General features: G+C 71.4%; 23 protein-coding genes and 1 pseudogene. 6 read left to right on the top strand and 18 right to left on the bottom strand.

What is annotated here, in order from left to right; all coding sequences use genetic code 11:
• The first annotated feature begins 11 nt into the window (after positions 1 to 11).
• From ACQEVI_RS03925 to ACQEVI_RS03910, 4 genes are read left to right on the top strand one after another with little or no spacing between them, the layout of a single operon-like run.
• Entirely contained in the window at positions 12 to 326 is a 315-nt protein-coding gene (locus tag ACQEVI_RS03925; protein WP_419706184.1) for a DMT family transporter, read from the top strand.
• Positions 327 to 386: 60 nt separating this feature from the next.
• Positions 387 to 1,325, top strand: coding sequence for an alpha/beta fold hydrolase (locus tag ACQEVI_RS03920; RefSeq protein ID WP_432894900.1), 939 nt, complete (start codon positions 387 to 389; stop codon positions 1,323 to 1,325).
• Positions 1,294 to 1,923, top strand: a complete 630-nt coding sequence (locus tag ACQEVI_RS03915) for a maleylpyruvate isomerase family mycothiol-dependent enzyme (RefSeq protein ID WP_432894898.1) — start codon at positions 1,294 to 1,296, stop codon at positions 1,921 to 1,923. Before ACQEVI_RS03920 ends, ACQEVI_RS03915 begins: the two co-directional genes overlap by 32 nt.
• A complete protein-coding gene (locus ACQEVI_RS03910) occupies positions 1,920 to 3,014 on the top strand; it encodes a hypothetical protein (protein ID WP_432894896.1) in 1,095 nt (364 codons plus the stop codon). Before ACQEVI_RS03915 ends, ACQEVI_RS03910 begins: the two co-directional genes overlap by 4 nt.
• Here ACQEVI_RS03910 and ACQEVI_RS03905 read toward each other — a convergent pair whose 3' ends face one another.
• The 11 genes and pseudogenes from ACQEVI_RS03905 to ACQEVI_RS03855 all read right to left on the bottom strand — a co-directional run bounded on the left by ACQEVI_RS03905 (position 3,015) and on the right by ACQEVI_RS03855 (position 13,566).
• Positions 3,015 to 4,370: a TIGR01777 family oxidoreductase gene (locus tag ACQEVI_RS03905; RefSeq protein WP_432894895.1), complete on the bottom strand. Its 1,356-nt coding sequence runs from the start codon at positions 4,368 to 4,370 to the stop codon at positions 3,015 to 3,017.
• The gene (locus ACQEVI_RS03900; RefSeq protein ID WP_432894893.1) at positions 4,367 to 5,236 is read right to left on the bottom strand and encodes a prenyltransferase; all 870 of its coding nucleotides are present in this window, start codon (positions 5,234 to 5,236) and stop codon (positions 4,367 to 4,369) included. Before ACQEVI_RS03900 ends, ACQEVI_RS03905 begins: the two co-directional genes overlap by 4 nt.
• Positions 5,226 to 5,579, bottom strand: coding sequence for a lycopene cyclase domain-containing protein (locus ACQEVI_RS03895; RefSeq protein WP_432894890.1), 354 nt, complete (start codon positions 5,577 to 5,579; stop codon positions 5,226 to 5,228). The genes ACQEVI_RS03900 and ACQEVI_RS03895 overlap by 11 nt, the downstream gene beginning before the upstream one ends.
• Complete coding sequence (locus ACQEVI_RS03890; protein ID WP_432894888.1) at positions 5,576 to 5,902, bottom strand: lycopene cyclase domain-containing protein; 327 nt, start codon at positions 5,900 to 5,902, stop codon at positions 5,576 to 5,578. The genes ACQEVI_RS03895 and ACQEVI_RS03890 overlap by 4 nt, the downstream gene beginning before the upstream one ends.
• Positions 5,899 to 7,497: pseudogene (gene crtI / locus ACQEVI_RS03885) on the bottom strand (phytoene desaturase family protein); the annotation flags it as partial. The gene ACQEVI_RS03890 and the pseudogene crtI, both read right to left, overlap by 4 nt.
• On the bottom strand, positions 7,452 to 8,333 hold the full coding sequence (locus ACQEVI_RS03880) for a phytoene/squalene synthase family protein (RefSeq protein ID WP_432894885.1): 882 nt from the start codon (positions 8,331 to 8,333) through the stop codon (positions 7,452 to 7,454). The gene ACQEVI_RS03880 and the pseudogene crtI, both read right to left, overlap by 46 nt.
• Complete coding sequence (locus ACQEVI_RS03875) at positions 8,330 to 9,373, bottom strand: polyprenyl synthetase family protein (protein ID WP_432894883.1); 1,044 nt, start codon at positions 9,371 to 9,373, stop codon at positions 8,330 to 8,332. Before ACQEVI_RS03875 ends, ACQEVI_RS03880 begins: the two co-directional genes overlap by 4 nt.
• Positions 9,370 to 9,933 carry an isopentenyl-diphosphate Delta-isomerase gene (idi, locus tag ACQEVI_RS03870; RefSeq protein ID WP_432894881.1) on the bottom strand — a complete coding sequence of 188 codons (564 nt, stop codon included), beginning with the start codon at positions 9,931 to 9,933 and terminating at the stop codon, positions 9,370 to 9,372. The genes ACQEVI_RS03875 and idi overlap by 4 nt, the downstream gene beginning before the upstream one ends.
• A gap of 99 nt (positions 9,934 to 10,032) precedes the next feature.
• A complete protein-coding gene (locus tag ACQEVI_RS03865; protein ID WP_432894879.1) occupies positions 10,033 to 10,674 on the bottom strand; it encodes an NUDIX domain-containing protein in 642 nt (213 codons plus the stop codon).
• Between the two features lie 88 nt (positions 10,675 to 10,762).
• Positions 10,763 to 12,010, bottom strand: coding sequence for an RICIN domain-containing protein (locus tag ACQEVI_RS03860; RefSeq protein ID WP_432894876.1), 1,248 nt, complete (start codon positions 12,008 to 12,010; stop codon positions 10,763 to 10,765).
• Positions 12,011 to 12,081: 71 nt separating this feature from the next.
• Complete coding sequence (locus tag ACQEVI_RS03855) at positions 12,082 to 13,566, bottom strand: RICIN domain-containing protein (RefSeq protein ID WP_432894874.1); 1,485 nt, start codon at positions 13,564 to 13,566, stop codon at positions 12,082 to 12,084.
• A 247-nt stretch (positions 13,567 to 13,813) separates the two neighbouring features.
• Here ACQEVI_RS03855 and ACQEVI_RS03850 point away from each other — a divergent pair, with 247 nt between their 5' ends.
• Entirely contained in the window at positions 13,814 to 14,716 is a 903-nt protein-coding gene (locus ACQEVI_RS03850) for an ATP-grasp domain-containing protein (protein ID WP_432894872.1), read from the top strand.
• A gap of 30 nt (positions 14,717 to 14,746) precedes the next feature.
• Here ACQEVI_RS03850 and ACQEVI_RS03845 read toward each other — a convergent pair whose 3' ends face one another.
• The 5 genes from ACQEVI_RS03845 to ACQEVI_RS03825 all read right to left on the bottom strand — a co-directional run bounded on the left by ACQEVI_RS03845 (position 14,747) and on the right by ACQEVI_RS03825 (position 18,521).
• Positions 14,747 to 15,565, bottom strand: coding sequence for an HAD family hydrolase (locus ACQEVI_RS03845; protein WP_432894870.1), 819 nt, complete (start codon positions 15,563 to 15,565; stop codon positions 14,747 to 14,749).
• 45 nt (positions 15,566 to 15,610) lie between these two features.
• On the bottom strand, positions 15,611 to 16,492 hold the full coding sequence (locus ACQEVI_RS03840) for a helix-turn-helix domain-containing protein (protein ID WP_432894868.1): 882 nt from the start codon (positions 16,490 to 16,492) through the stop codon (positions 15,611 to 15,613).
• Entirely contained in the window at positions 16,464 to 17,039 is a 576-nt protein-coding gene (locus ACQEVI_RS03835; protein WP_432894866.1) for a DUF6879 family protein, read from the bottom strand. The genes ACQEVI_RS03840 and ACQEVI_RS03835 overlap by 29 nt, the downstream gene beginning before the upstream one ends.
• Positions 16,997 to 17,236 (bottom strand): hypothetical protein, encoded by a 240-nt coding sequence (locus tag ACQEVI_RS03830; RefSeq protein ID WP_432894864.1) that lies wholly within the window; start codon positions 17,234 to 17,236, stop codon positions 16,997 to 16,999. The genes ACQEVI_RS03835 and ACQEVI_RS03830 overlap by 43 nt, the downstream gene beginning before the upstream one ends.
• Positions 17,237 to 17,378: 142 nt before the next feature.
• On the bottom strand, positions 17,379 to 18,521 hold the full coding sequence (locus ACQEVI_RS03825) for an epoxide hydrolase family protein (protein WP_432894862.1): 1,143 nt from the start codon (positions 18,519 to 18,521) through the stop codon (positions 17,379 to 17,381).
• A gap of 63 nt (positions 18,522 to 18,584) precedes the next feature.
• On the opposite strand from ACQEVI_RS03825, the gene ACQEVI_RS03820 reads away from it, so the two are divergent.
• The gene (locus tag ACQEVI_RS03820; RefSeq protein WP_432894859.1) at positions 18,585 to 19,550 is read left to right on the top strand and encodes a helix-turn-helix transcriptional regulator; all 966 of its coding nucleotides are present in this window, start codon (positions 18,585 to 18,587) and stop codon (positions 19,548 to 19,550) included.
• Here ACQEVI_RS03820 and ACQEVI_RS03815 read toward each other — a convergent pair.
• Together ACQEVI_RS03815 and ACQEVI_RS03810 are read right to left on the bottom strand one after the other, a co-directional pair.
• Positions 19,522 to 21,318: a P-loop NTPase fold protein gene (locus tag ACQEVI_RS03815; RefSeq protein WP_432894857.1), complete on the bottom strand. Its 1,797-nt coding sequence runs from the start codon at positions 21,316 to 21,318 to the stop codon at positions 19,522 to 19,524. The two genes, ACQEVI_RS03820 and ACQEVI_RS03815, sit on opposite strands and share 29 nt — an antisense overlap.
• A 60-nt stretch (positions 21,319 to 21,378) precedes the next feature.
• A complete protein-coding gene (locus ACQEVI_RS03810) occupies positions 21,379 to 22,173 on the bottom strand; it encodes a MerR family transcriptional regulator (protein ID WP_432894855.1) in 795 nt (264 codons plus the stop codon).
• Positions 22,174 to 22,244 lie beyond the last annotated feature (71 nt).

Raw genomic sequence — 22,244 nt, 5'->3', positions numbered from 1 at the left:
AGGAGCACATCATGTCGTGGATCGTCCTTGTCGTCTCCGGCCTTCTCGAGGCCGTCTGGGCCACCGCCCTCAGCCGTTCCGACGGGTTCCACAACGTCGGGCCGAGCATCGTCTTCGGGGTGGCCCTCGTCGCCAGCATGGGCGGCCTCGCGTTCGCCCTGCGCGACCTGCCCGTCGGGACCGCCTACGCGGTCTGGGTGGGCATCGGGGCCGCGACCACCGTCGTCTGGGCCATGGCCACCGGCGCCGAACCCGTCTCCGTCGTCCGCGTCCTGCTGATCCTCGGCCTGATCGGCTGCGTCATCGGGCTCAAGCTGACGCACTGACCACACCGCCGGCGCCACGAACTCGGGCGAGCAGGACGGTCCCGGACGAGAATGTTTCGGGTGACCGACACAGACACCTGGTCGCCGACCACGTACGTGCGCAGCGGCGACGTCGAACTCGCCTACGACCGCTTCGGGGAGCGCGGAGGCGTCCCGCTCCTGCTCATGATGGGCCTCGCGATCTCCCGCTTCTGGTGGCCGGACGGCTTCTGCCAGGCCCTCGCGGACCAGGGGTTCGACGTCGTCCGCTACGACCAGCGCGACACCGGCGCGTCCACCAGGTTCAGCCACACCGTGCGGCACGGGCACTGGCGCATGCTGCGCCCCGGGGCGGGCGCGTACACGGCCGAGGACCTGGCGGACGACGCCGTCGCGGTGCTCGACGCCGTCGGCTGGGACCGTGCGGTGGTGTTCGGGCACTCGCTGGGCGGCGTCGTCGCGCAACGGGTGGCGCTGCGCCACCCGGACCGGGTGCGCGCGCTGGTCTCGTGCGACGCCCCGCCGAGCGACGCGGTCGGGTACCGCGCCCTGCGCTACCTGCGGTTCGGGCTGGTCGCACGCAACGTGACGAAACGCCACCCCGCGGGCCACGCGGGCGACGTCGCAGCGTCGCTGGCCATCGCCAAGCGGATGGCATCTCCCGCGAACCCGTGCGACGAGACCGCCGCCCTGGAACGGATAGTGCGCGGGCTGGAGACCGGGCCCAGGGACATGGCCGGGATCGGCCGCCAGCTGCACGCGAGATGGCAGGGCGCACGGCTGCGCCAGATCCAGGCACCCACCCTCGTGCTGCAGGGCGCCGACGACCCGCTCATCCGGATGTCGGCGGCCCGCGCCGTCGCCCGCGAGATCCGCGGCGCGAAGCTGGTGGTCCTCGACGGCATCGGCCACGACCTGCCGCCGGTCACCTGGCCGACGATCGCGCGACAGACCCGGCAACTGGTCACGACCTCGGTAAGGTCGCACCGTGACCAGCCTGTCAGAGATCCAGGACCGTGAGCGTTCGGCACTCCTCGACGACCTGCGCACGTTGACGTCCGAGCAGTGGCGCTCGCCGACCCTGTGCGGCACGTGGGACGTGGAGGACGTCGTCGCGCACCTCGGAGCCGCGTCGATGCTCTCGACCTGGGGCTGGATCCGCAGCATCGTCGGCGCGCGGTTCGACACCGACGTGCACAACCAGCGGCGCCTCGAGGAGTTCCGCGGCGCGACGCCGGTGGCCACGCTCGAACGCTTCGCGGAGACCGGCCCCATCGGCCTGCCCAGCAAGGAGAGCCCGGCGGGACTGGGCGAGCTGGTCGTCCACGCCGAGGACATCCGCCGCCCGCTGGGGCTCCGGCACGAGCCGGACGCCGACGGGCTCCTCGCGGTCGCCCGGTTCTTCGCCGCCAAGGACTTCGCGGTCAACAGCCGGTCGCTGGTCAAGGGCCTGCGCCTCATCGCGACAGACGCCGACTTCCGGTCGGGTTCCGGCCCCGAGGTAGGCGGGCCGCTGCTCTCCCTCGTCCTGGCGATGGCGGGCCGGCCCGCGGTGCTCGACGACCTGAGCGGCGACGGCGTGCCGGAGCTGTCCCGGAGAACGGCCGGTGTCCGGTGATCACGCCAGAGGCGCTGCTGAACGGATGGCGCGGGCGCCGGTTCCTGCTGGAGCTCGCGCTGGCCGCCGAGGCCTTTCCCGCGGACCGCTTCGCGACCGATACGCCGCTCGCGCTGGCGGTGTGGTCGGCGGCCCACGCCCTTGACCCCGACCCTGGCCAGCTGCTCGTGTCGTCCTCCGGTCCCGGCCCGCATGAGATGCCGCCGGCCGCGACCGCCGAATCCGTGGCGTCCCTGCTGGAGACGGTCCGCCTCGCCGACGTCGACCAGGGTGCGACGTTGCGTGTGTTCGCCGACACCGTGGCCAACGCCCGCTACTGGCAGGAGCCCGACGGCAGCGACGTCCTCGCCGGCACGCCCGTCGTGCGTGCCGCCCTGGGCCGCGTCGCCCGGCACGTCGCCGGCTCGGTGACGGGCATCGACTGGTGGAGCGCGCCCCTCGACCTCGCCGACCAGCACGCCGTCACCTGGGAGGGCGGCCAGGGGGAGCAGGGGCCGCTCGCGGCGGACCGGCTGGCCCGGTGGCGCGCCGACCTCGCGGTCCAGGAGGCGCGCGCCCGGGCGGACCGGCTCGCCGACCCGGAGGCGTCCTGGAGCGGCGAGTGGTGGTCGTCCCCGCCGTCGGACCTCGTCCGGACCACCAGGAGCCTCGGCGAGTCCGGGCCCGTCGGCGTCTGGCTGGTCGAGGACGACATGGGCTGGGAGCGCGCGGTCACGCACCGGGTAGCTGCGCCGGCCGACGCTCGCGTCTACGAGATCGACGGCTCCGACGCGTGGGCCGCGCTGTGCCGCGCGTACCCGCTGGAGGTGACCGAGCAGAAGCGGCACGACTGGTACAGCACCACCGGGCGCTACGGACGCTGGCTGCTGCCCGACTGGGCCGCGGTCGCCGTCGACCATGACGCCGTCCACCTCACCGCCGCCGCGTACCTCACCGCGGCCGGGACCGTCGTCCCGGTCGCGGACGACATCGCGAGCGTCATCGCCGGATGGAACCCCGACGAGACCTACTGGCTCTCCGACGACGCCCGGCCAGGTGCGGACGGCGCGGTGTGGGTGCGCGACGACCAGGACTGGGTACCCGGGGCCTGATCAGCCCGAGCCGCGGCCGTCCCTGCCGAGCAGGTGACGAAGGGCGGGTTCGAGGGTTGGGTGCCGGAACCGGTGGCCGCGCCCGAGCAGGGCCGCCGGGTACAGCCGCTGGCTGGCCTCGGCGAGCTCGGTCGCACCCTCCGCACCGAGCAGCAGCCGCGGACCGAAGCCGGGCACGGGCAGCAGCGCCGGCCGGTGCAGCACCCTGGCCAGGGTCTTCGCGTAGGCGGCGTTCCGCACCGGCTCGGGTGCGACGGCGTTGACCGGGCCCGACAGCCCGTCGTCGTAGAGCGCGCGGTGGTAGATGTCCACCAGGTCGTCGATGCCGATCCACGACTGCCACATCTGGCCGTCGCCGAGCCTGCCGCCCAGCCCGGCCGCGAACAGCGGGTAGAACAGGCGCAGCGTCCCGCCGCGCGGCGACTGCACCAGGCCGGTGCGGACGTTGACCACCCGCAGCCCCGCGTCGGCGGCGACGACGGTCGCCTGCTCCCAGTCGGCGACCAGGTCGGCGAGGAAGCCGTCGCCTCGCGCGGCGGACTCGTCGAGCATCTCGTCCCCGCGGTCCGGGCCGTAGTACCCGATCGCGGAGGCCGAGACGAACACCTTCGGTCCGTCGGGGGTGCGTCCGGCCAGCTCGGCGAGCGCCCTGGTGGGCCCGATCCGGGAGTCGCGGACCGCGTCGCGGTGCGCGGGCGTGAACCGGCCGGCGATCGAGGCGCCCGCGAGGTGGATGACCGCGTCCACGCCGGCGAGCAGGTCGTCGGCCGGGGCCGCCGGGTCCCAGCGGCGTTCGTCGGGGCCGTGCGGTCGGCCGCGGACCAGCCGGATCACGCGGTGGCCGGCGGTGGTCAGGAACGGCGCCAGAGCGCTGCCGACGAATCCGCTGCTGCCGGTCATCGCGATGACCATCGGCTGGTCGCCGCTGTTTCGTGCGGTGGCCTGGGCCGCCAGGTCCATGCGGAGCTGCCGGTGCCGGTAGGCGAACATGGCGCGCAGCGCTCCGGACGGCACGTTGGTGTGCACGGTGTCGGTGATGCGGGTGCGCAGGCCCTCGTCGCGCAGCTCGTGCACGTGCCGCCACCGCACGCCCCAGCGCAGCGGCGCGGAGACCAGCTCGTCGACGAACCGCTCCGGCGGCTCGTAGTCCGAGTGCCGGGCCACCCAGCGCAGCCCGAGGGGGAGGCCCAGCACCGCTTCGCCGTCGGCCAGGGACGTGGCCTCCCGGACGACCCGCAGCGGTGCCCACGGCGGCGTGAGCCGCAGGACCGCGCCGGGGCGCTCGTGCCAGGCGAAGACCTCGGCGCGCGGGTAGGCGACCACGCTCGACCAGGTCAGCGGCTTGACCAGCGTCATGGCAGCCCTCCGTTCCGTAGGACGTACAGGATGAGGATCATGGTCACTGCGGTGCCCACCGCGTAGTTGACCCAGAGGAAGTGCCGCCATCCGCCGTTCGCCCGGGCGGAGTCCTCGTCACGCAGCCGCGCGTAGGGCAGCGCCAGGGCGAGGTAGGGGAGCGCGAGAAGGCCGGCGAGTGCGCCGGGCCAGCCCGTCGTCGCGATGAGGAGGCCGGCGGCGGTCCAGGCGGCGAGGGCGAGGCGCACCGTGCGGGCGGCACCGAGCGCGGTGGCGACCGAGGAGATGCGCCCCTCGCGGTCGGGGACGATGTCCTGGACCGCGCCGAAGGCGTGGCTCGCCATGCCCCACAGGAGGAAGGCGCCGAGCACCGCGTACGTCCCGGGTGTCGGGGAGGCCTGGGCCAGCGTGAGCCCGTAGACCGCCGGGCTGACGAAGTGGACGCTGGAGGTCAGCGAGTCGAGCACCGGCACCTCCTTGAAGCGGAAGGGCGGCGCGGAGTAGGCGACGAGCGCGAACAGGCTCACCGCGAGCGCCACCCAGGACAGCGGCGGGCCGAGCAGCACGAGCGCCACGACGAACGGGACGCAGGTGACCACGGACGCGACGAGGATGGCGCGGTGCCGTGCCGGCGGGAGCAGGGCGCCCTCCACGCCGCCCTTGCGGGGGTTGGTCAGGTCGGACGCGTAGTCGAACACGTCGTTGATGCCGTAGAGCGCGAGGTTGTACGGCACGAGGAAGAACAGCGTCCCGATGACGAACGAGGCGTCGACGTCGCCCGTGGTCAGGAGGTAGGCAGCCGCGAACGGGTAGGCGGTGTTGATCCAGCTCAGCGGCCGTGAGGCGCGTGCGAGGTCAGCGATCATCGCGGCCTCCGACCTTGTTCCCGACCTTGTCCCCGACCCTGTCCCCGAACAGGGACCACAGCGCCGGCAGCAGGATGACGGCGGCCAGCGGGTAGGAGAAGTCCTCGACGGGCGCCAGGCCGATCCGGGCCCCGGAGATCTGCGCGTCCGCGTAGGCGAACAGCCCGCTCGCGATCATGACGTTGTCGAACACGGCGGTCAGGAGCAGGAGGGCGCCGGCGGCGAGTGCGAGGGCGCGCCATCGGGCCGTGGGCCTGCCGGACCGCCGCGCCGTCCGCCGCGCGACGAGGGCGACGATCGTGGCGAGCGCGAGGAAGGCGAGCGCGAGCAGGAGGTAGGTCATGGCCGGGCCTCCGCGCGCTCCAGGACGCGCTGCGCGCCCAGGACGAGCACCATCGTGAGTTCGCACAGGAACAGCAGGAACACGAGCTCCTCCAACGGTAGCTCGGGGGCCAGCATCAGCCCCGTCATGTACTGGCCGGTGCCGTGGAAGAACACGCCGAGCCCGATGCCCGCGAGGTCCCACGCGAGGAAGAACGCAGTGCCGACCGCGAGGACGGCGGCCGCGCGCCGGGGCGACCGCCAGCAGAAGAGCCGGTGGCGGGCGTCGAGAAGCAGCACCCCGGCTGCCGAGAACAGCAGCACGGCGAGGTAGGCGAAGCTCATCGGTCCTCCCGCAGGGGGCCGGCGCTGGTGTCGCCGCGGAGCCGTTTGAGCACCAGCTCCGCGCTGATGAGGCACATGGGCAGGCCGATCCCGGGGATGGTCGTCGCGCCGGCGTACAAAAGGTTGTCGACGCGGGAGGACACGTTCTTGCCGCGGAGCATCGCGCTCTGCCGCAGCGTGTGGCCGGGGCCGAGGGCGCCACCGCGCCAGGCGCCGAGGTCGCGCTCGAAGTCGGCCGGGCCGATGGTGCGCCGGACCACCACGCGCTCGGCGAGGTCGGGCGTGCCGGTCCACTGCGCGATCTGGGCGATGGCCTGGTCGGCCACCTGCTCCACGCCCGGGTCCCCGGCGCCGTCGACGCCGCCCGCACCCATCGTGGTGTCGGCGGGTACCGGGACCAGGACGAACAGGTTCTCGTGCCCGGGCGGTGCGACGTCGTCGGTGGCGCTCGGGCGGCAGACGTAGAGCGACGCCGGCGACGGGACGGACCGGTGGTCGCCGAAGATCGCGTCGAACCCCCGCTGCCAGTCCTGCGCGAACAGCAGCGAGTGGTGGGCCAGCGCCGGGAGCTCGCCGCGTACCCCGAGGAGCGCCAGCACGGCGCCCGGGCCGGGGTCGCGCCGCTGCCACCAGCGGTCGCTGTGGCTGCGGTGCGCTGGGCCGAGCAGCTCGTGCTCGGTGACGCGCAGGTCGGCGGTCGACACCACGACGTCCGCCTCCAGCTGGTGGGTGCGGCCGGTGCCGTCGTCGACCTCGACGCCGCTGACCGCGCCGTCCGCCACCGTGATCCGCTGCACGCGCTGCCCGGTGAGCAGCTTGGCGCCCGCGCGCTGGGCGACACGGGCGACGGCGTCGATCACCGCGCCGAAGCCACCGCGCGGGTACAGCACGCCCTGGGTCACGTCGAGGTGGCTCATGAGGTGGTACATGCTGGGCGCGGCGCTCGGTGACGTGCCGAGGAAGACCGCCGGATAACCGAGGATGCGGCGTACCCGGTCGTCCGTCGTGTGGCGCGCGATGAAGTGGTCCAGCGGTTCCCCGAGCAGGCGCGCCAGGCGTGGCGCCTGGCGCACGAGGTCCCGGTCGAGCAGCGGCCCGAGCGACGCGTACGTCGCGTACAGGAACCGTTCGGTGGCGATCCGGTAGGTCTCGCCCGCCGAGTCGAGGTAGGCGTCCAGCTTCCGGGCGGACGGCGGGTCGAGCGCCAGCAGCGCCTCGCGGGCGCCCTCGGCGGGCAGGTCGAACGGTTCGGGGTCGCCCTCGACGAAGACCCGGTAGGACGGGTCGAGCCGCACCAGGTCCAGCTCCTCGCGGGCGCTGGTGCCGAGCATGCGGAAGAAGTGGTCGAAGACCTCCGGCATCAGGTACCAGGAGGGTCCGGTGTCGAACCGGAACCCGTCGCGCTCCCACCGTCCGGCCCGGCCGCCGAGCTCCGACCGGGCCTCCAGGAGCGTGACCTCCGCCCCGTCCTGGGCGAGCAGGGCCGCGGTCGCCAGGCCCGAGATACCGCCGCCCACGACGACGACCCGCCGGTCCCGAAGGTCGCCGGTCATGCCCGTCCTCCATGCGTGGTGGCGAGGACCGTAGCGGCGATGCGCAGCTTGACGGCCGTCGGCACGGACACCCGGTGCCCGCGCAGCTCGGCGGCGGGGATGTGCCGCAGCCGGTCGTTGAGCTCGGCGAAGAGGCCCGCGGCGAGCGCCGTCGCCCGACGCGGGCCCGCGGGAAGCAGCGGGACGACGGCGCGGGCGGCGGCCAGGTCGGCGTCGATGTCCTTGATGATCACTGCCTTGTGCTCGTCGTCCAGGTGGTCCGGGCCCGTGCCCGGAAAGTAGGAGCGGCCCAGGCGGTCCTCGTCGTCGCCGAGGTCGCGCAGGAAGTTGATCTTCTGGAACGCCGCGCCGAGCCGGCGGGCGCCCTCCTCGAGCTCGGCGCGCGTCGCGGGCAGGACGGGGTGGCCGTGCAGGAAGGCGCGCAGGCACATGAGTCCGACGACCTCGGCGGAGCCGTGCACGTAGGCGTGGAACTCGCCGACGCTGAGCGCGGCCATCGGGTCCAGGTCGCGGCGCATGGAGGCGAAGAAGGGGCGCACGAGCGAGTCGTCGATGCCGACGGTCCGTGCCGTGTCGGCGAAGGCGTGGACCACAATGTTCGCGCTGAACCCGCTCCGCAGCGCCGCGTACGTCTCGGTCTCGAGGCCGTCGAGGGTGCTGCGGCACTCGGCGGGTGCGAGGCCCGCCTCGTGCGCCGGGCCGTCCACCACCTCGTCGGCCACCCGCACCAGCGCGTAGATGTCCTCGATCATCGCGCGGGTGGCGGGCGGCAGCAGCCGGGTGGCCAGGCTGAACGACGTCGAGTAGGCCCCGAGCACGCGGGCCGCCGCGGTGTGGGCGGTGTCGGTGTAGAGCGCGAGGGACGAGGACGGGTTCATGCCGCACGCCCCGCGAGCTGGTCGGCGAGGCCGGTGAGGTCCTGCTGGAGGCCGGTGGGCAGCGCCGTCCGGCCGATGGCGGCGGCGACCTCTTCCCGCCTGGTCTCGATGAGCTCCGACATCCCCGTGCGGGCGCCGCTGGTGATCAGCGCGTCGCGGAGCAGGTCCGCGCCGGCCTCGTCCAGGTTCGGGTCGCCCCACAGGTACCGCACCGCGTTCCAGGCGGGGTGCTCCTCGGCGAACGCGACGAGCAGGGTCCGCTTGCGTTCGCGCAGGTCGCTGGTGGTGCTCTTGCCCGTGCGGTGGGCGTCCCCGAAGACGCCGAGCATGTCGTCCTGAAGCTGGTAGAGCACGCCGAGCGCCGTCCCGACCCGTTCGAGCTCGGCCTTGGTGCGGTCGTCCGCCCCCGCCAGTGCGGCGCCGGCCCGTAGCGGTGCGGCGAACGAGTAGCCGCCGGTCTTGTTCTCCATCATCCGCAGCAGCTGCTCGGGGGAGTCGGAGGCGGTGCCCAGGCCGAACGCGACGTCGTCGTGCTCGCCCGCGGCGGCGTGGAACAGGCAGTCCTCGACGATGTCGGTCAGCTCCTCGCGTGCGGACCCGTGGACCCGCGCGACGAGGGAGTGCGCGGCGCTGAGCAGCAGGTCGCCGCCGAGGATTCCCGACGCCTGCCCCCAGGCTGCCGCGGACCGCTCCGGCAGTCCGCTGGTCAGCGCGTCGTCGGCGAACTCGGCGGTGACGGTGGGACGGCCGCGCCGCCTGAGGTCGCCGTCGATGACGTCGTCGTGCAGCAGCAGGGCCGTGTGCAGCAGCTCGAACGCGGCGGCGGCGACCGTCGCGTCCTCGATGTTCGTGCCGCCCAGCGCCCGGTGCGTGTCGAGCAGCAGGCGGGGCCGCAGACGCTTGCCGCCCTCGCTGGAGCGCGCCAGCCGCCGCCACAGCAGCGCGTAGTGCTCCGCGAGCGGGGTGGCGCGCCTGATCCGGTCCTCGAAGAACTCGGCCAGGACGGTGTCGACCGCCTCACGGGGGAGGGTCTCGGTCATCGCGGCGCTCCTTCGGTGGGGGCCGTCCCGGTGTCCGACGGCGCGTAGAGCTCCATGTCTTGTGCCTGGCCCACGAACCACGGGGAGAACGCCCAGGGCGTCGCCCGCAGGGCGCTGCCCAGCCGGGCTGGGTCCACCCAGCGCAGGTCCATCACCTCGTCCGGGTTGGGCACCGGCTCCTCGTCGGCGAACGCGACGTAGACGGGACACACCTCGTTCTCCACGACTCCCGAGGCATCGGTGGCTCGGTAGCGGAAGTCGGGCAGCGCGGACCGGATCTCACGAACGGCCAGCCCGAGCTCGTCCCGGGCGCGACGGACGACGGCGTCCTCCATCTGCTCGTCCGGCTGCGGATGCCCGCAGACGGAGTTGGTCCACACCCCTGGCCAGGCGCGCTTGCCGAGGGACCGCCGGGTGACCAGCACCTGGCCCTCAGCGTTCAGTACGTGGCACGAGAACGCCAGGTGGAGCGGGGTTTCCGCGGTGTGCACGAGGTGCTTGAGCTGTGTCCCGACCGGCACGCGGTCCTCGTCCAGCAGGACGACTCTCTCTGGCGGCACGTGCCCTCCTCGTCGATTTAACTAGCCAGGCTACATTCAAGCACAGGAAGCAATAATCGAGGGAGCCCGGTCAGCCCTTCCCGGCCCGCTCCTCCGCCTCTAGGAACCCCTCCGGCGGGTCGAACGGGGCCAGGACGAGTTCGGCGCCGAACGGGTCCTGGATGGCCGACGACCTCGACCGTTCGGAGATCGGTTGTCTGTACCGATGCTGCCTCGGACCACCGACACTCGCCCCAGGGGGAGCGTCAGATATCCACAGGGGGGGGCGAGCGCCTCCTCCAGCCGGTCGACGAACGCGGCCTGTGCGCTGACCGCGAGACGTCGCGCGTCGTCGGGCGGGAGCCAGGCGACGCGGTCGATCTCGGGCACCTCGATGCGCCGCCCCGACCGCGGAGGCCACTCGATCTCCACGGTGTTGCCGGCGATCTGCGCGAGATCGGGCCCGTCCTCGGGCCATGCGCGCGCCCAGGCGAGGACCTTCTTGCCCGAGCGCTGCCGGACCTCCCCGAGCTCGATATCGGGGGCTGACGGCGGCGGCAGAGCCATCCCGAGCTCCTCGCTCGCCTCGCGCAGCGCCGCGGCGTGGGGTTCCTCGTCGGGGTCGAGCTCGCCCTTGAGCAGGGTCCAGGCGCCCGCGTCCTTGCGCGCCCAGAACGGTCCGCCCATATGGCCGAGCAGGACCTCGAGCCCGCCGCCGGGCAGCCGTCGGTAGGGCAGGAGGCCCGCGCTCGTCGTCGGCATGGGTCCAGTCTTGCCGACAGGAGACGACGAGGCCCTGGATCCCCGGTGCGGAAGGGGATCCAGGGCCTCGTCCCGGCTCTATCTATATCTATCGCACGTGGCCCGCGATCGGCAGGGGGAGTGCTGCCGCACCCTCGGAGACGATGCGCGCCATCTGGTCGGCGCCGTGCTCCTGGAAGTGCGTGTTGTCGGCGACCCCGTTGGGGAAGGCCGGATACTGGCCGCGGCTCGTGTGGAGGAACACGCCCTTGGCGGCCTCAGGACCGATCGAGTTGAGGTACGCCCGCGAGCGCGCCGACAGGTCGATCATCGCGACGCCGGTCTCGTTGACCAGCTCGTACACCTTGTTGACGTAGTCGGGGAACGAGACCCGGAACTGACCGTTCGAGTCGTAGTCGCGCCGTGAGACCGGGGTGAGCAGCACGGGTGTGGCACCGCGCGCGGTCGCACCGGCCATGTAGTTGTCGCGCAGGTACCGCTTGTAGTCGGTGGGCGACGTGTACCGCTCGGGGTTGCCGGAGCTGGCGTCGTTGTGCCCGAACTGGACGAACAGGTAGTCGCCCGGCTGGATGGCGTTGAGGATCGTGTTCAGGCGCCCCTGCTCGATGAACGAGCGCGACGAGCGCCCGCCGATGGCGTGGTTGGCCACGGTCGTGTTCGCGTCGAAGTAGTTCGCGAGCTTCTGGCCCCAGCCCATCTGCGGGTAGTACCCGGAGTTGTAGGTCTGGGCGGTCGAGTCCGAGGCGATGTAGATCGTCGGCGTCCCGTCCGCCGGCGGCGCACCCACCGCGAGGGCTCGCCACTGCTGGTTGGCGCCGCCGTTGGAGTCGTACTGCGAGATGCGGGCGCCGGGGGTGGTGGACCGCTCCCACACGTCGAGGGCCTTGCCGGAGTTACGGTTGACGAAGCGCAGGTAGGTGCCGTCGTCGAGGATCTGCCACTGCTGGTTGGTGCCGCCGGTGTCGCTCCACTGGATGATTTCGGCACCGTTCGCGGTGCTCCTGGCGGAGACGTCGAGCAGCATGTTCGAGTGGCGGGCCTGGATCTTGTAGTAGCCGCCACCGGCGTCGACGAATCGGAACTGCTGGTGGGTCGCGTCGGTGCGGGTGCCCTGCACCAGTTTCGCGCCCGTTGCCGTCGACCCGCCTTCGATCTGGAAGACCAGGCCGGAGTGGCGGGACTGCAGGATGTACCAGGTGCCGGGGACGAACGCCGCGTACGCAGGGGCGGCGGTGAGGAGGCCGCCGGCAGCCGCGGCGGCTCCGGCCGCGAGACCGAACAGCGACCGACGGGTGAGTCCTGCACCGAGCGGGCCGGAGGATTCGGGATTGCGCATCTGTGCTCCAGGTGGGTGGGTGGTGGGCCTCGGCGCCGTCGCCGAGGCCCACCAGAGGAATCGCGCTCGTGTCAGATGTACTGGTCGATGATCGGGATCAGCCGGTTGGCGATCTTCCGGTGGCCGGCATCGGTCGGGTGGACGTTGTCGCTGGTGTCGGTTGCCGGGTCGACCCAACCGGTCGTGTCGACGAAGTGGACCCTGGTGTCCCCGGCGTTGACGCGCGTCTGGACCGCGTTCCGCGTCTCGGTCACGTACCGGTTCCTGAAGACGCCCATCGCGAAGATGTGGGCGTTCGGGTAGGCCTGGCGGACATGTTCCAGCATCACTACGTAGTTCCGGTTGAAGTCGACGGTGGAGACGCCGTGCCCGATGTCGTTGGTGCCCAGGTTGATCACTACGGCGGTGGCCTGGTAGGTCGAGAAGTTCCAGTCGTCGTTGTTCACCCAGGCCGACGAGCGGCGGAACCAGTTCATCATTCCGTAGCAGCCGTCCGAGGTGCTGACCAGGCAGGCGCCGCCCTGGGCAACCTGGGTGTGGCCCGCGTTGAGGTCCTCGCCCACCAGGTACGGATAGGCGGTGAAGGGCCGGTTCCCGTTGGGCTGGCCCACGGTGATCGAGTCGCCGATGAACTCGATGAAGTTCGCCGGGCGCGCGATCGACGTCGTCGCACCACCCGAGGCGAGGCGGAAGCCGCCGAACGCCGGGTCACCTCTGTACGACCCGGCCCGCTCGCGGAATCCGATGCGGACGGTGTGCGTGCCGCCGCCGAGACCCGATGCGATCGTGACGTTTCCAGAGACGTTCCGCCGCCACTGCTCGGGTGCGCCGTCGACCGAGTAGTACATGTCGATGGAGTTCCGCAGGGTGACGCCGATCGAGGAGCCGGTGAAGGCGGCCTCGACGTAGCCACCGGCCCAGCCCATGGTGCGCCATGAACCGTCGGTCGCCCAGCGGCCGTAGTACTGCAGGTTCGAGTCGGTGACCGAACCGTCACCAGCCTGGCTGGTGCCGATCGGGATCAGCCGCCAGCGCTGCACGGCCGAGCCACTACGGGTGTACTGCGAGACGCGGCTGCCGGAAGTGGTGGCCCCTTCCCAGTTGTCGAGGGCCTTGCCGGAGTTGCGGTTGACGATCTCGTAGGAGCCGTCGGACTGCTCGTTGACCTGCCACTGCTGGTTGGTGCCGCCGTTGTTCGGCCACTGGACGACGTCGGCGCCGTTGGCGGTGCTCTTCGCGCTGACGTCGAGCACCTGACCGCTGTGCCGGGTCTCGATGCGGTAGTAGCCGCTCCCGACGTCGATGAAGCGGAACTGCTGGTTGGTCGCGTCGGTGCGGGTCTGCAGCTGTGCCAGGGCCCCGTTCGTCGTCGAGCTGCCCGTGATGCCGACCGCGAGCCCGGAGTGCTGGTTGGAGATCGCGTACCAGTTGCCTGGGATGACGGCTGCGGTGGCCGTGGGTGCTAGTCCGGGAAGGACCGTCAGGACGAGGACCGCACCGAGAGCGGCAGCGATCCATCGCAGAGGGTTCCTTCGCCGGTAGGAAGAAGAGGGCACGGCATGCTCCTTCGGTTGGGATGGCTCGCTCGCCGGATCGGAGCGGCGTCGCCCCCGGCCTTGAGCCCTGCAGAAAAGTTGGTCGCCTCGTTGCTGACCAGTGGAGATCGGATCGACCTGAATCGATACAATGTCTGATTTAAGATAGCGCTCGCACCGCCCAGGTCAAGACCCCGGGCGAAACTAATCGATTTGCATGGGGATATTGGTTCGGTGCGAGGGGCGCGGAGGCCGGTACCGTCCACGCATGGCCTCGCCTCTGCTCCTGGTCCCGTCCGACCCCCTCGCCCCGCGGGTGCCGGATGAGCACTTCATGCGTGAGGCTGACGCCGCGCGGCAGGCGGGCATGAAGGTCGCGGTGGTGGACCACGACGCGCTCCTCGGCGGCGACGTCCGGGCGGCAGTACGTCGCATTCCGGCGTCCGACGGCGAACAGGCCGCCTGCTACCGAGGGTGGATGATGCCGTTCGCCGCATATTCACTGCTCGACGCCGGGTTGGGCACCCGCGGAGTGCGACTGCTTACCGACTCCGCGGCGTACCGGTCTGCGCACGAGCTGCCCGGCTGGTACAACACGTTCGCGGACCTGACTCCCGCGAGTGTCTGGTCGCCGTGGGAGGCGGGCCGGATGCCGGCCATCGCGGACGTCGGAGCGCTGACCAGAACACTGGGCGGTGGTCCGGGCGTCGTGAAGGACTACGTGAAGTCCCGCAAGTACGAATGGCACGAGGCGTGCTTCGTCCCTGACCTTGCCGACGTCACGGCCGCCACCCGCGTGATCGGGAGGATGGTCGAGCTGCAGGGGGACGACCTGGCCGGCGGGATCGTCGTGCGCGCCTTCGAGCAGTTCACGCAAGACGGCGACGGGCGCAGCCTGGAGGCGCGGATCTGGTGGGTCGCGGGATCGGCGGTACTGATCACGCCGCACCCTGACGCGCCCGCCGGCACCACTGTCGATGTTCCGACGGCGGTGTGCGATGCCGTCGGCGCGAGCGTACGTACGCTGGGCGCCCCGTTCGTGACCACGGACCTCGCACTACGGTCCGACGGGGTGTGGCGCGTGATCGAGGTCGGTGACGGACAGGTGAGCGACTTACCTGCCGCCGAGGATCCGGGGCGGCTCATGCGGGCGCTCGCGGCGGGTTGCTGACCGTCGGCACCTCGGGCCGCGTCTGCGGTGTCAGGTGAGCAGTGAGCGGAGTGCGGTGGCGGCGCCGTCGTCGTCGATGGTGCCGGTGACGTGGTCGGCGGCGGCCAGCACCGGCACGGGTGCGTGGGCCATGGCGAACCCCGCCGTGGCCCACGCCAGCATCTCGAGATCATTCTCGCCGTCCCCGATCGCGATCGTGGCGTGGGCTTGGATGCCGAGCCCGGTACGCACCTTCTCCAGCGCGGTGGCCTTGGAGATGCCTCGGGCGGTGACGTCGATCCAGTCGGACCGGGTCGATATCGCGGTGAGGCCGAGCGCACGTAGCGCGGGTGCCATGCGGTAGATCCCCGGTTGGTGCAGGGCCAGGCGGGGCGTCGGGGTGGCCCAGAGTCCTTCGAGGTCCAGCACGTCGTACTGGGTGCCGTTCAGCTCCCCGTCGGGGAACGGGATGTTGATGCGGTATCCGACACCGACGATCTCGGCGGAGATCCGGACACCGGGCGCTGCTGCGACGGCGACGCGGACGGCGGGCTCGGCGTCGAGGTCGTGCCGTTCGACGATCTCGACCGTGCCGTTCGTGACCCGTGCGGTCACGGCTCCGTTGGAGCTCACGATCCAGGCGTCCGCCAGGCCGAGCTGTTCGGCAACGGGTAGGGCGCCGGTCAGGGACCGGCCGGTCGCCAGGACGAGGTGGTGGCCTGCGGCAGTGACTGCTACGGCGGCGTCGTGCACCTCGGCGCTGATCGGGCGCCCCGTGCGAAGCAAGGTCCCATCGATGTCGCACGCGATGAGGAGGGGGCCGAAGCCGTCCATCGTCTGGGCGATCGGCTGGGGCGCTGTCGAGGTCATGCGTTGGAGATTATTGACGCCGACGGGCCGGGGCGAGGTCTTTGCTCAAGGTTGCTCGCGCGCGTTGTTCCGTTGCTCGATCTGTTCGGCGGCTCGGTGGAGATGAGTACGCGCCTTGCGGTCGTAGTCCGCCGCGAGGGCCATGGAGTCGAACACCTTCCGATACATCGTGATCTCCTGTGGCTGTGCCAGGTTGAGTTCCGCTGTGAACGTCTCGACCGTGACGAGACGATCGTCCAGCAGCGAGAACCCGTGCGTCGGCGCGACGACATAGCTCGTATCGAACGGGATGACTCCGAGGCGCACGTTCGAGAGCATCGCCAGCGACATGAGGCGATCGATCTGCGCCAGCATCGCCTCCGGCGGGCAGAGCGCGAACAGCAGGACCGACTCGGCAATGACGAAGTGGAATCCTCGCCCTGGTTCGTACAGGACCGCCTGCCGGGCCATTCGGGCCGCGACTGCCTCGTTGACGTCGGCCCGTCTGCCCCAGACATTCGCGCTCTGCTCGAGGCGAGCCCGAGCGTATCCAGGTGTCTGGAGCAGCCCAGGGACGAACGTGGACTGGAAGGTGCGCAGGATCCGGGTCGCCGACTCACGCTGGGCGACCGACTCCTGGACCCGAGCGAGGCCACCGCGCACCTGCCGTTGCCACTCTGCGTGCCGTGTCTCCAGCGTGTGCAGGTCTGCGAGCAGGGACTCGACCTCCTGCTCGGCGCCGGCTGTGCGACACCATGCCCGCACGTCGTCATCGGTCGGGGTCTGGTTGCCGTGCTCGATCTTGGAGACCTTTGACCCTTGCCAGGACAGAGCGTCAGCGAGCTGCTGGCCGTTGAGACCAGCAGCTCGCCGCAGTTCCCGCAGTCGGGCGCCCAGCTCGTTGCGGGCGTCGCGGATGTCAGCGTTGATCGAGGTGTTGCGTGGCAAATTCGTCTCTCGTGACGGCGTGGTGCCAAGCGGCGTCGCGCCAGTAGTTGAGCTCGACGATCGTCTGCGGATCGGTGACGAGGTCGAAGCCAAGCAGGACATCTTCGGGGTCGAAGTGCATCCGAGCGGCGGTCCGGGAGTCGAACAGCCAGTAGTCGAAGTCGACCAGGTTATCGGGGATGTCGCTTCGGGGCAGGTATCGGATGTCTTCCCCGGCTTCGACGTTGAATTGTGAGACCCACAGGCTGTACCGGGCGTACTCGGTCAGCGGAGCCGACACAACACGAACCCTCCGGTACGAGCGACCAGCGGCTGAGGCGGCGCGGACCTTGTCGAGCCAAGGATCGAGCCAACCGAGTTCTGCCGTGCCCGTCGTGGTGTAGTCGCGAACCGGCTTCTGGTTGTCGGGGGAGTTGTAGCGGTCCCGAAGCTCCAGCCGATATGCCGTGTGCTCGAACGTGGCGAACAGATCACGCCACTCGGGCCCGATCGGAAGCAGCTCGCTCAGGACTGGTCCCCCTGCTCCTCCTGGTAGCGCAGGACCCACATCTTGATGACGTCCTCGGGGATCTCGATGATCGTCTCGTGGTCGGGGATCTCGCCGACGTCGGCAAGGGTCTGCTCGTCGGCCACTCGCCAGCCCTGGGCGATATAGGTCTTGCGGTCCGTTCGGTCGGTCGCGAACAGGGTAGGCGACCCGTCGTTGTCCGACTCCGGGTCCTTGCCGAGGAAGCGTGCGCGCATGTCGGTCTCCCTTTGCTCGAAAACTCTGAACCTGGCCATAGTCCGTGCCGTGCTCGCCTTCGTCAAGAGGCAGGAGTGAAGCAGGCTTGAAACCTTGCGAGCCTGGAGTTGGTCTTCGAGGTCCGGCCGACCCCGACGCGGGTCAGGAAATACCGCGGAAGAACGCGCGGATGTCGTCAGCGAGCAGCTTCGGCTCCTCCATCGCGGGGAAGTGACCGCCCTCGGTGAAGTCGCTCCAGTGGCTCATCGCGTTCCACGGGTCGATCGCGCGGCGCACGAGGGGGTGGGTGTCGAACACAGCCCACCCTGATGGCACGTCGGCGGCCATGGCCCAGCCGAGCCCCGCGTGCTCGCCCTCGTAGTAGAACTGCGCGCTCGACGCTCCGGCACGCGTGAACCAGTAGAGGCTGACGTTCGTGAGGAGCTGGTCACGGTCGACCGACTCGCCCGGCGTCCTGTACCCGCCGCTGGTCCTGGTCCTGAACTTCTCGGCGATCCACGCGAGCTGACCGACGGGCGAGTCGGTGAGCGCGGCCCCGATCGTGTCGGGACGGTGGTTCTGCATCTCGAGGTACCCGCGGTCGGCTGCTATCTCGGTTCGTGCGGCCTCGACCTGGGCGATCTCGTCGTCGGACAGGCCCTCGGGGTACGGGAACTTGTCGCCGACGAACCCGAGCAACCGGCCGTCCGCGCCGACATGCGTGCCGATGACGCGCTCCGGGTAGATGGCAGCGAGCCGGCCGATGATGCCTGACCCGATGTCGGTGCCGTGGGCCGCGAACCGCTCGTAGCCGAGCCGCGTCATGATCTCGGCGTACGCCTCGGCGGTGCGTGCCAGCTCCCAGCCGGTCCCGGACAGCGGGGTTGAGAACCCGAACCCGGGCAGCGACGGGATGACCACGTGGAAGTCGTCGGTCAGCAGCGGGATCAGACGCTGGTACTCGACGAACGAGCCCGGCCAGCCGTGGCACAGGATCAGCGGCGTCGCCTCGGGGTTCGCCGAACGCGCGTGGACGACGTGGAACGTCTGGCCGTCCATGACGGTGGTGAACTGCTCGTGCTCGTTGAGTGCCGCTTCCTGCGCGCGCCAGTCGAATCCGTCGCGCCAGTACTCGGCGAGCTCGGTGAGGTAGGCCTGGGGAATGCCGCGGCTGAAGTCCGTGCGGTCGTCCCGGCCCGGCACCGGGAGCGGCCAGCGAGTGCGTGCCAGCCGGCTGCGCAGGTCGTCGACGTCGGCCTGCGGGATGTCGACGCGGAAGGGTGTGAGTGCGTTGTTCTCGTTCATGACTCTGACGATCCAAGGCAATGCGGCAGGTTAGCTTCCGCGATTGCTGGAATCATCGACAACATGTTGGAGACCTCGGCCCGCCTGCTCGAGCTCTTGTCGTTGCTCCAGCTCAAGCGCGACTGGACGAGCTCCGAGCTCGCCGCCCGGCTCGATGTGAGCACGAGGACCGTGCGCGCCGACATCGGCAAGTTGCGGTCGCTCGGCTATCCCGTGGATGCGCGCCCCGGCGTCGCGGGCGGGTACCGGCTGGTCGCCGGGACGGCGATGCCCCCGCTGCTGCTCGACGACGACGAGGCGGTCGCCGTCGCGGTCGGGCTCGGCGCGGTCGCGACCCGGGGGATCGGCGTCGAGGAGACGTCGCTCACCGCGCTCGCGAAGCTGGAGCAGGTGTTGCCCTCGCGTCTGCGCCGTCGCGTCGAGGCGGTACGTGAGGCGACGAGCGCCGTCCCGGGAGCCGAACCGCCGCTCGACCTCCCGGTGCTCGGCGGAGTTGCTGCCGCGATTCGCGGCCATGAACGGCTCAGGTTCGGGTACACGAAGCCCGGGGGCAGCCAAGCGGCGCGCCATACCGAGCCGCAGCGACTGGTGAGCTGGGGACCGCTCTGGTACCTGCTCGCCTGGGATCTCGACCGCGACGACTGGCGGGTCTTCCGCGTCGACCGCATGGCTCTCCACGCGCCGACGGGTGCGCGGTTCGCGCCGCGTGTGATCCCGGAGGACAAGGTTGTCGAGTACGTCGTCCGACGCGTCAGCAAGGGGTCCTGGAAGTATCGCGCCCGGATCCTCGTGCACGCCCCCGCCGCCGAGGTCGCCGCGAAGATACAGATCCCGGTCGACATCGAGGCGGCCGACGAGTCCACGTGCCGTGTAGTGCTGGGTGCCGACGACCCGGACCAGCTCGCACTGTGGATCGCACAGCTCGACGTCGACATCGAGGTGATCGAGGGAGACGAGCTCGCGGCGGCGTTCGACCGCCTCGCGACGAGGTTTCGCCAGGTCAGTGCCGCTCCGTCAGGTGGAAGCTGAACCGAGCCACCTCCCGCGCCCACACCCGGTGGCTGCCCACCTCGGCGGGGACGCCCGCGGCGACCGCGCGCTCCGTGACGTCGCGCATCCGCCGCCAGGCCGCGCACGCGGCGCACCGGTCGTGGTCCGCGGCCGCGTGCCTGGCGCCCAGGGTCTCGATCGCGGCGGCGAGGTGCACCGCGTCGGCGTGGTCGTCGAGCTCGCGAAGAAGCTGTGAGGTCTGCTCCGGCGCGCCCACGAGCAGGGCCAGCAGGAGGGCGGCGGGACGCAGGTCGTCGTCGGGCCCCGTCGCGTACCGGACCAGCTGGTACAGCGTCAGCAGCTTCTTCGCCGCCCGCGGCGTGGTCACGGCCTCGCAGACCAGCGCGAGGAGCCCCGCCTCCTGGGCGCTCAGGGTGCCCGACGCCGGACGCACGGCCAAGGCGTCGTCCTCACCCGGGTCAAGAGCCAGGTCGTGCGGTAGGAGACCCTGGTCGGCGGCGGTCCGCAGCAGGTAGCGGCCGCTGACCGGGGGCACGAGCCGAGGGAGCGCGTAGGGCACCTGGAAGAGGGTGTCGAGGTGGTCGAGCGCGCGGGCCGCGCGGCCTTCCAGGTGCGTGGCCGCCGCGGCGTCCTGCTCGAGGGCGTGCCGCAGGGTCCGGGGGTCGGCGGCCACCACGATGACGAACAGGCTCGTCGACAGCAGCAGCGTGACGGCCTGCAGCACGTCGACGACCCGGTCGGGCGGGCATCGGTCGAGGTCGTCGACGTGGAGCACGATCCGCTCGACCCGGCCGTCGGCGTCGGTGTCGCCAGGGCGCCGCAGGTACTCCTCGGCCTGGGCGAGCTGGTCGGCGAAGGTCCCGAGGTCGTCCCGCAGGTTCCCGACGAACCCGTGGGCGCGCTCCAGGCGGTCCTGGTGGTCGTCGTCGTGCAGGAGGGCGGACAGACCGTCGATGGCGTCGTCGGCGTCGAGCTCGGCGAGGCGCGTCTCCGCCTTGGCCCGCTCCTGGTCGAACGTCATGAGGACGAGCTGCGACAACGTGCCGACCACGCCGGTGCGTGCCGGGTCCAGCTCGGCCACACGGCTGCGGTAGCCGGCGACGAGAGCCGTCAGCGCCGCCACGACGCCCGACGAGGCGAGCAGCCCGCTGACCCAGGTTCCCGACTCGGCGAGCCAGGCTGCGACGTCGGGCGCGACGACGGGCAGCAGCGCCAGCCCGGCGGCGACCAGTCCGGCGACCACGAGCACGACCACGAGCGGCAGCGCCTGGCGCCACCCGCTGCGCAGCAGCGCCCACGGCAGCAGGAGGAGCACCCGGGCCTGGTGCAGGGCGGTGACCAGGGAGCTCGCGTCCTTGGCGGTCCCGATCTGGCGGCCGAGCCGGACGGCGCGCGCACGCATGCGCTCGGCCCGGTTCGTCGTCGCGGTGCGTCGCCGGGCCCGGAGCTTGGCGTCGAGAGGCCCGCGACGGCGTCCTCTCACGTCCTCACCGGGCAGCGCGGCGACGACCTTCGCGACGATCCCGACCAGCACGGAGCTCTCACCGTGTGCCCAGGCGTTCCACCGGACGACCCGCACGGACGCCACAGCCTCCGGGTCGCCCGAGGCGGCCCGCGCCTCGATCTGCATCTGCAGGCGCCGCAGGAACGCGGACTTGCCGCCGCCCCACTCGCCCAGGACGGCCACGGCGTACGACGGCGGTGCCGTGCGCGCCGTGAGGAGGTGCGCCAGGGCTTCGACGTGGGGCCGCAGCCCGAGGTCGTCGCGCACGGCGGTCGAGGTCACGGATCTTCCTGAGCTGGACATCAGGGACGCACGGTAGCGCATCGGCTTCGCGCGTTGCCCTCAGGTGACACGAAAGACCGGCCAGCCGATCTCCGTGCGCCATGCAGCGGGATCGCTCGTGTCACGGGGGCCGACGGCGTAGACCTCCCGTACCGGTCCGGCCACCGACATCGCGTTCTCCACCACCCATCTCCCGAGCTCGCCGTACGCGACCTCGACGCCGTCGTGCTCACCGACGTGCGTGGTGACGGCCAGTTCCGCGGCCGGCAGGGTCACGGGGTGCACGCGTCCGGTAAGAGGTGGCACAGGGGTCGGCAGGTAGACGAGCACGTGACCGCGCTCCTGCTCGAACAGGGCGTTGTCGTAGGTTCCGCCTGGTGGCCCGGTCGCGGCGGTACCGACAGCCGCCTCCAGTTCGGCCATCGCACCTGCGAACCAGGCCTCGACGTCACCATGCCCGACGACGGCCTCCACCGCCGCGACCGTCCGGGCGGGCTCCGCACGCAGCTCGACGTCGATCGGCGCGGGATCGGGCCTGAGCAGGCGGCGCAGCGACACGACCGCGGCCCGCGTGCGGTCGAGCTCGTGCTCGAGGCGTTGCAGATGGTCCGTGATCAGGGCCGCGCGGACACCCGGGTCAGGGGTCCGCAGGATCCGCTGCACATCGCCCAGGGGAACGTCGAGCTCGCGCAGCCGGTGGATGACCTGCGCGGTCGGGATCTGCTCGACGCTGTAGTAGCGGTAACCGGTGGTCTCGTCCACCACAGCGGGATCCAGCAGGGCCGCCTCGTGATACCGACGCAGCGTCCGCACACTCAAGTGGGTCAACCGCGAGAACTCCCCGATGGTCAGCACCCCCTCATTGTGAACGCTCCCCCTGGGGGAGAGTCCACCGCTTGACCCTCCCGCGCCGCGAGGCCACACGG

This window comes from Promicromonospora sp. CA-289599 (genome assembly GCF_050936155.1).
GTDB lineage: Bacteria > Actinomycetota > Actinomycetes > Actinomycetales > Cellulomonadaceae > Promicromonospora.
The sequence above is the reverse complement of the archived record's forward strand: the minus strand, read 5'-3'. Positions and strand labels throughout refer to the sequence as shown.

What these genes read in the sequence shown, in the direction of transcription:
- ACQEVI_RS03925 (WP_419706184.1), top strand. Translation starts at nt 12, where the DNA reads ATGTCGTGGATCGTCCTTGTCGTCTCCGGCCTTCTCGAGGCCGTCTGG.
- ACQEVI_RS03905 (WP_432894895.1), bottom strand. Translation starts at nt 4,370, where the DNA reads ATGACGCTGGTCAAGCCGCTGACCTGGTCGAGCGTGGTCGCCTACCCG.
- ACQEVI_RS03900 (WP_432894893.1), bottom strand. Translation starts at nt 5,236, where the DNA reads ATGATCGCTGACCTCGCACGCGCCTCACGGCCGCTGAGCTGGATCAAC.
- ACQEVI_RS03895 (WP_432894890.1), bottom strand. Translation starts at nt 5,579, where the DNA reads ATGACCTACCTCCTGCTCGCGCTCGCCTTCCTCGCGCTCGCCACGATC.
- ACQEVI_RS03890 (WP_432894888.1), bottom strand. Translation starts at nt 5,902, where the DNA reads ATGAGCTTCGCCTACCTCGCCGTGCTGCTGTTCTCGGCAGCCGGGGTG.
- ACQEVI_RS03880 (WP_432894885.1), bottom strand. Translation starts at nt 8,333, where the DNA reads ATGAACCCGTCCTCGTCCCTCGCGCTCTACACCGACACCGCCCACACC.
- ACQEVI_RS03875 (WP_432894883.1), bottom strand. Translation starts at nt 9,373, where the DNA reads ATGACCGAGACCCTCCCCCGTGAGGCGGTCGACACCGTCCTGGCCGAG.
- ACQEVI_RS03865 (WP_432894879.1), bottom strand. Translation starts at nt 10,674, where the DNA reads ATGCCGACGACGAGCGCGGGCCTCCTGCCCTACCGACGGCTGCCCGGC.
- ACQEVI_RS03860 (WP_432894876.1), bottom strand. Translation starts at nt 12,010, where the DNA reads ATGCGCAATCCCGAATCCTCCGGCCCGCTCGGTGCAGGACTCACCCGT.
- ACQEVI_RS03850 (WP_432894872.1), top strand. Translation starts at nt 13,814, where the DNA reads ATGGCCTCGCCTCTGCTCCTGGTCCCGTCCGACCCCCTCGCCCCGCGG.
- ACQEVI_RS03845 (WP_432894870.1), bottom strand. Translation starts at nt 15,565, where the DNA reads ATGACCTCGACAGCGCCCCAGCCGATCGCCCAGACGATGGACGGCTTC.
- ACQEVI_RS03830 (WP_432894864.1), bottom strand. Translation starts at nt 17,236, where the DNA reads ATGCGCGCACGCTTCCTCGGCAAGGACCCGGAGTCGGACAACGACGGG.
- ACQEVI_RS03825 (WP_432894862.1), bottom strand. Translation starts at nt 18,521, where the DNA reads ATGAACGAGAACAACGCACTCACACCCTTCCGCGTCGACATCCCGCAG.
- ACQEVI_RS03820 (WP_432894859.1), top strand. Translation starts at nt 18,585, where the DNA reads ATGTTGGAGACCTCGGCCCGCCTGCTCGAGCTCTTGTCGTTGCTCCAG.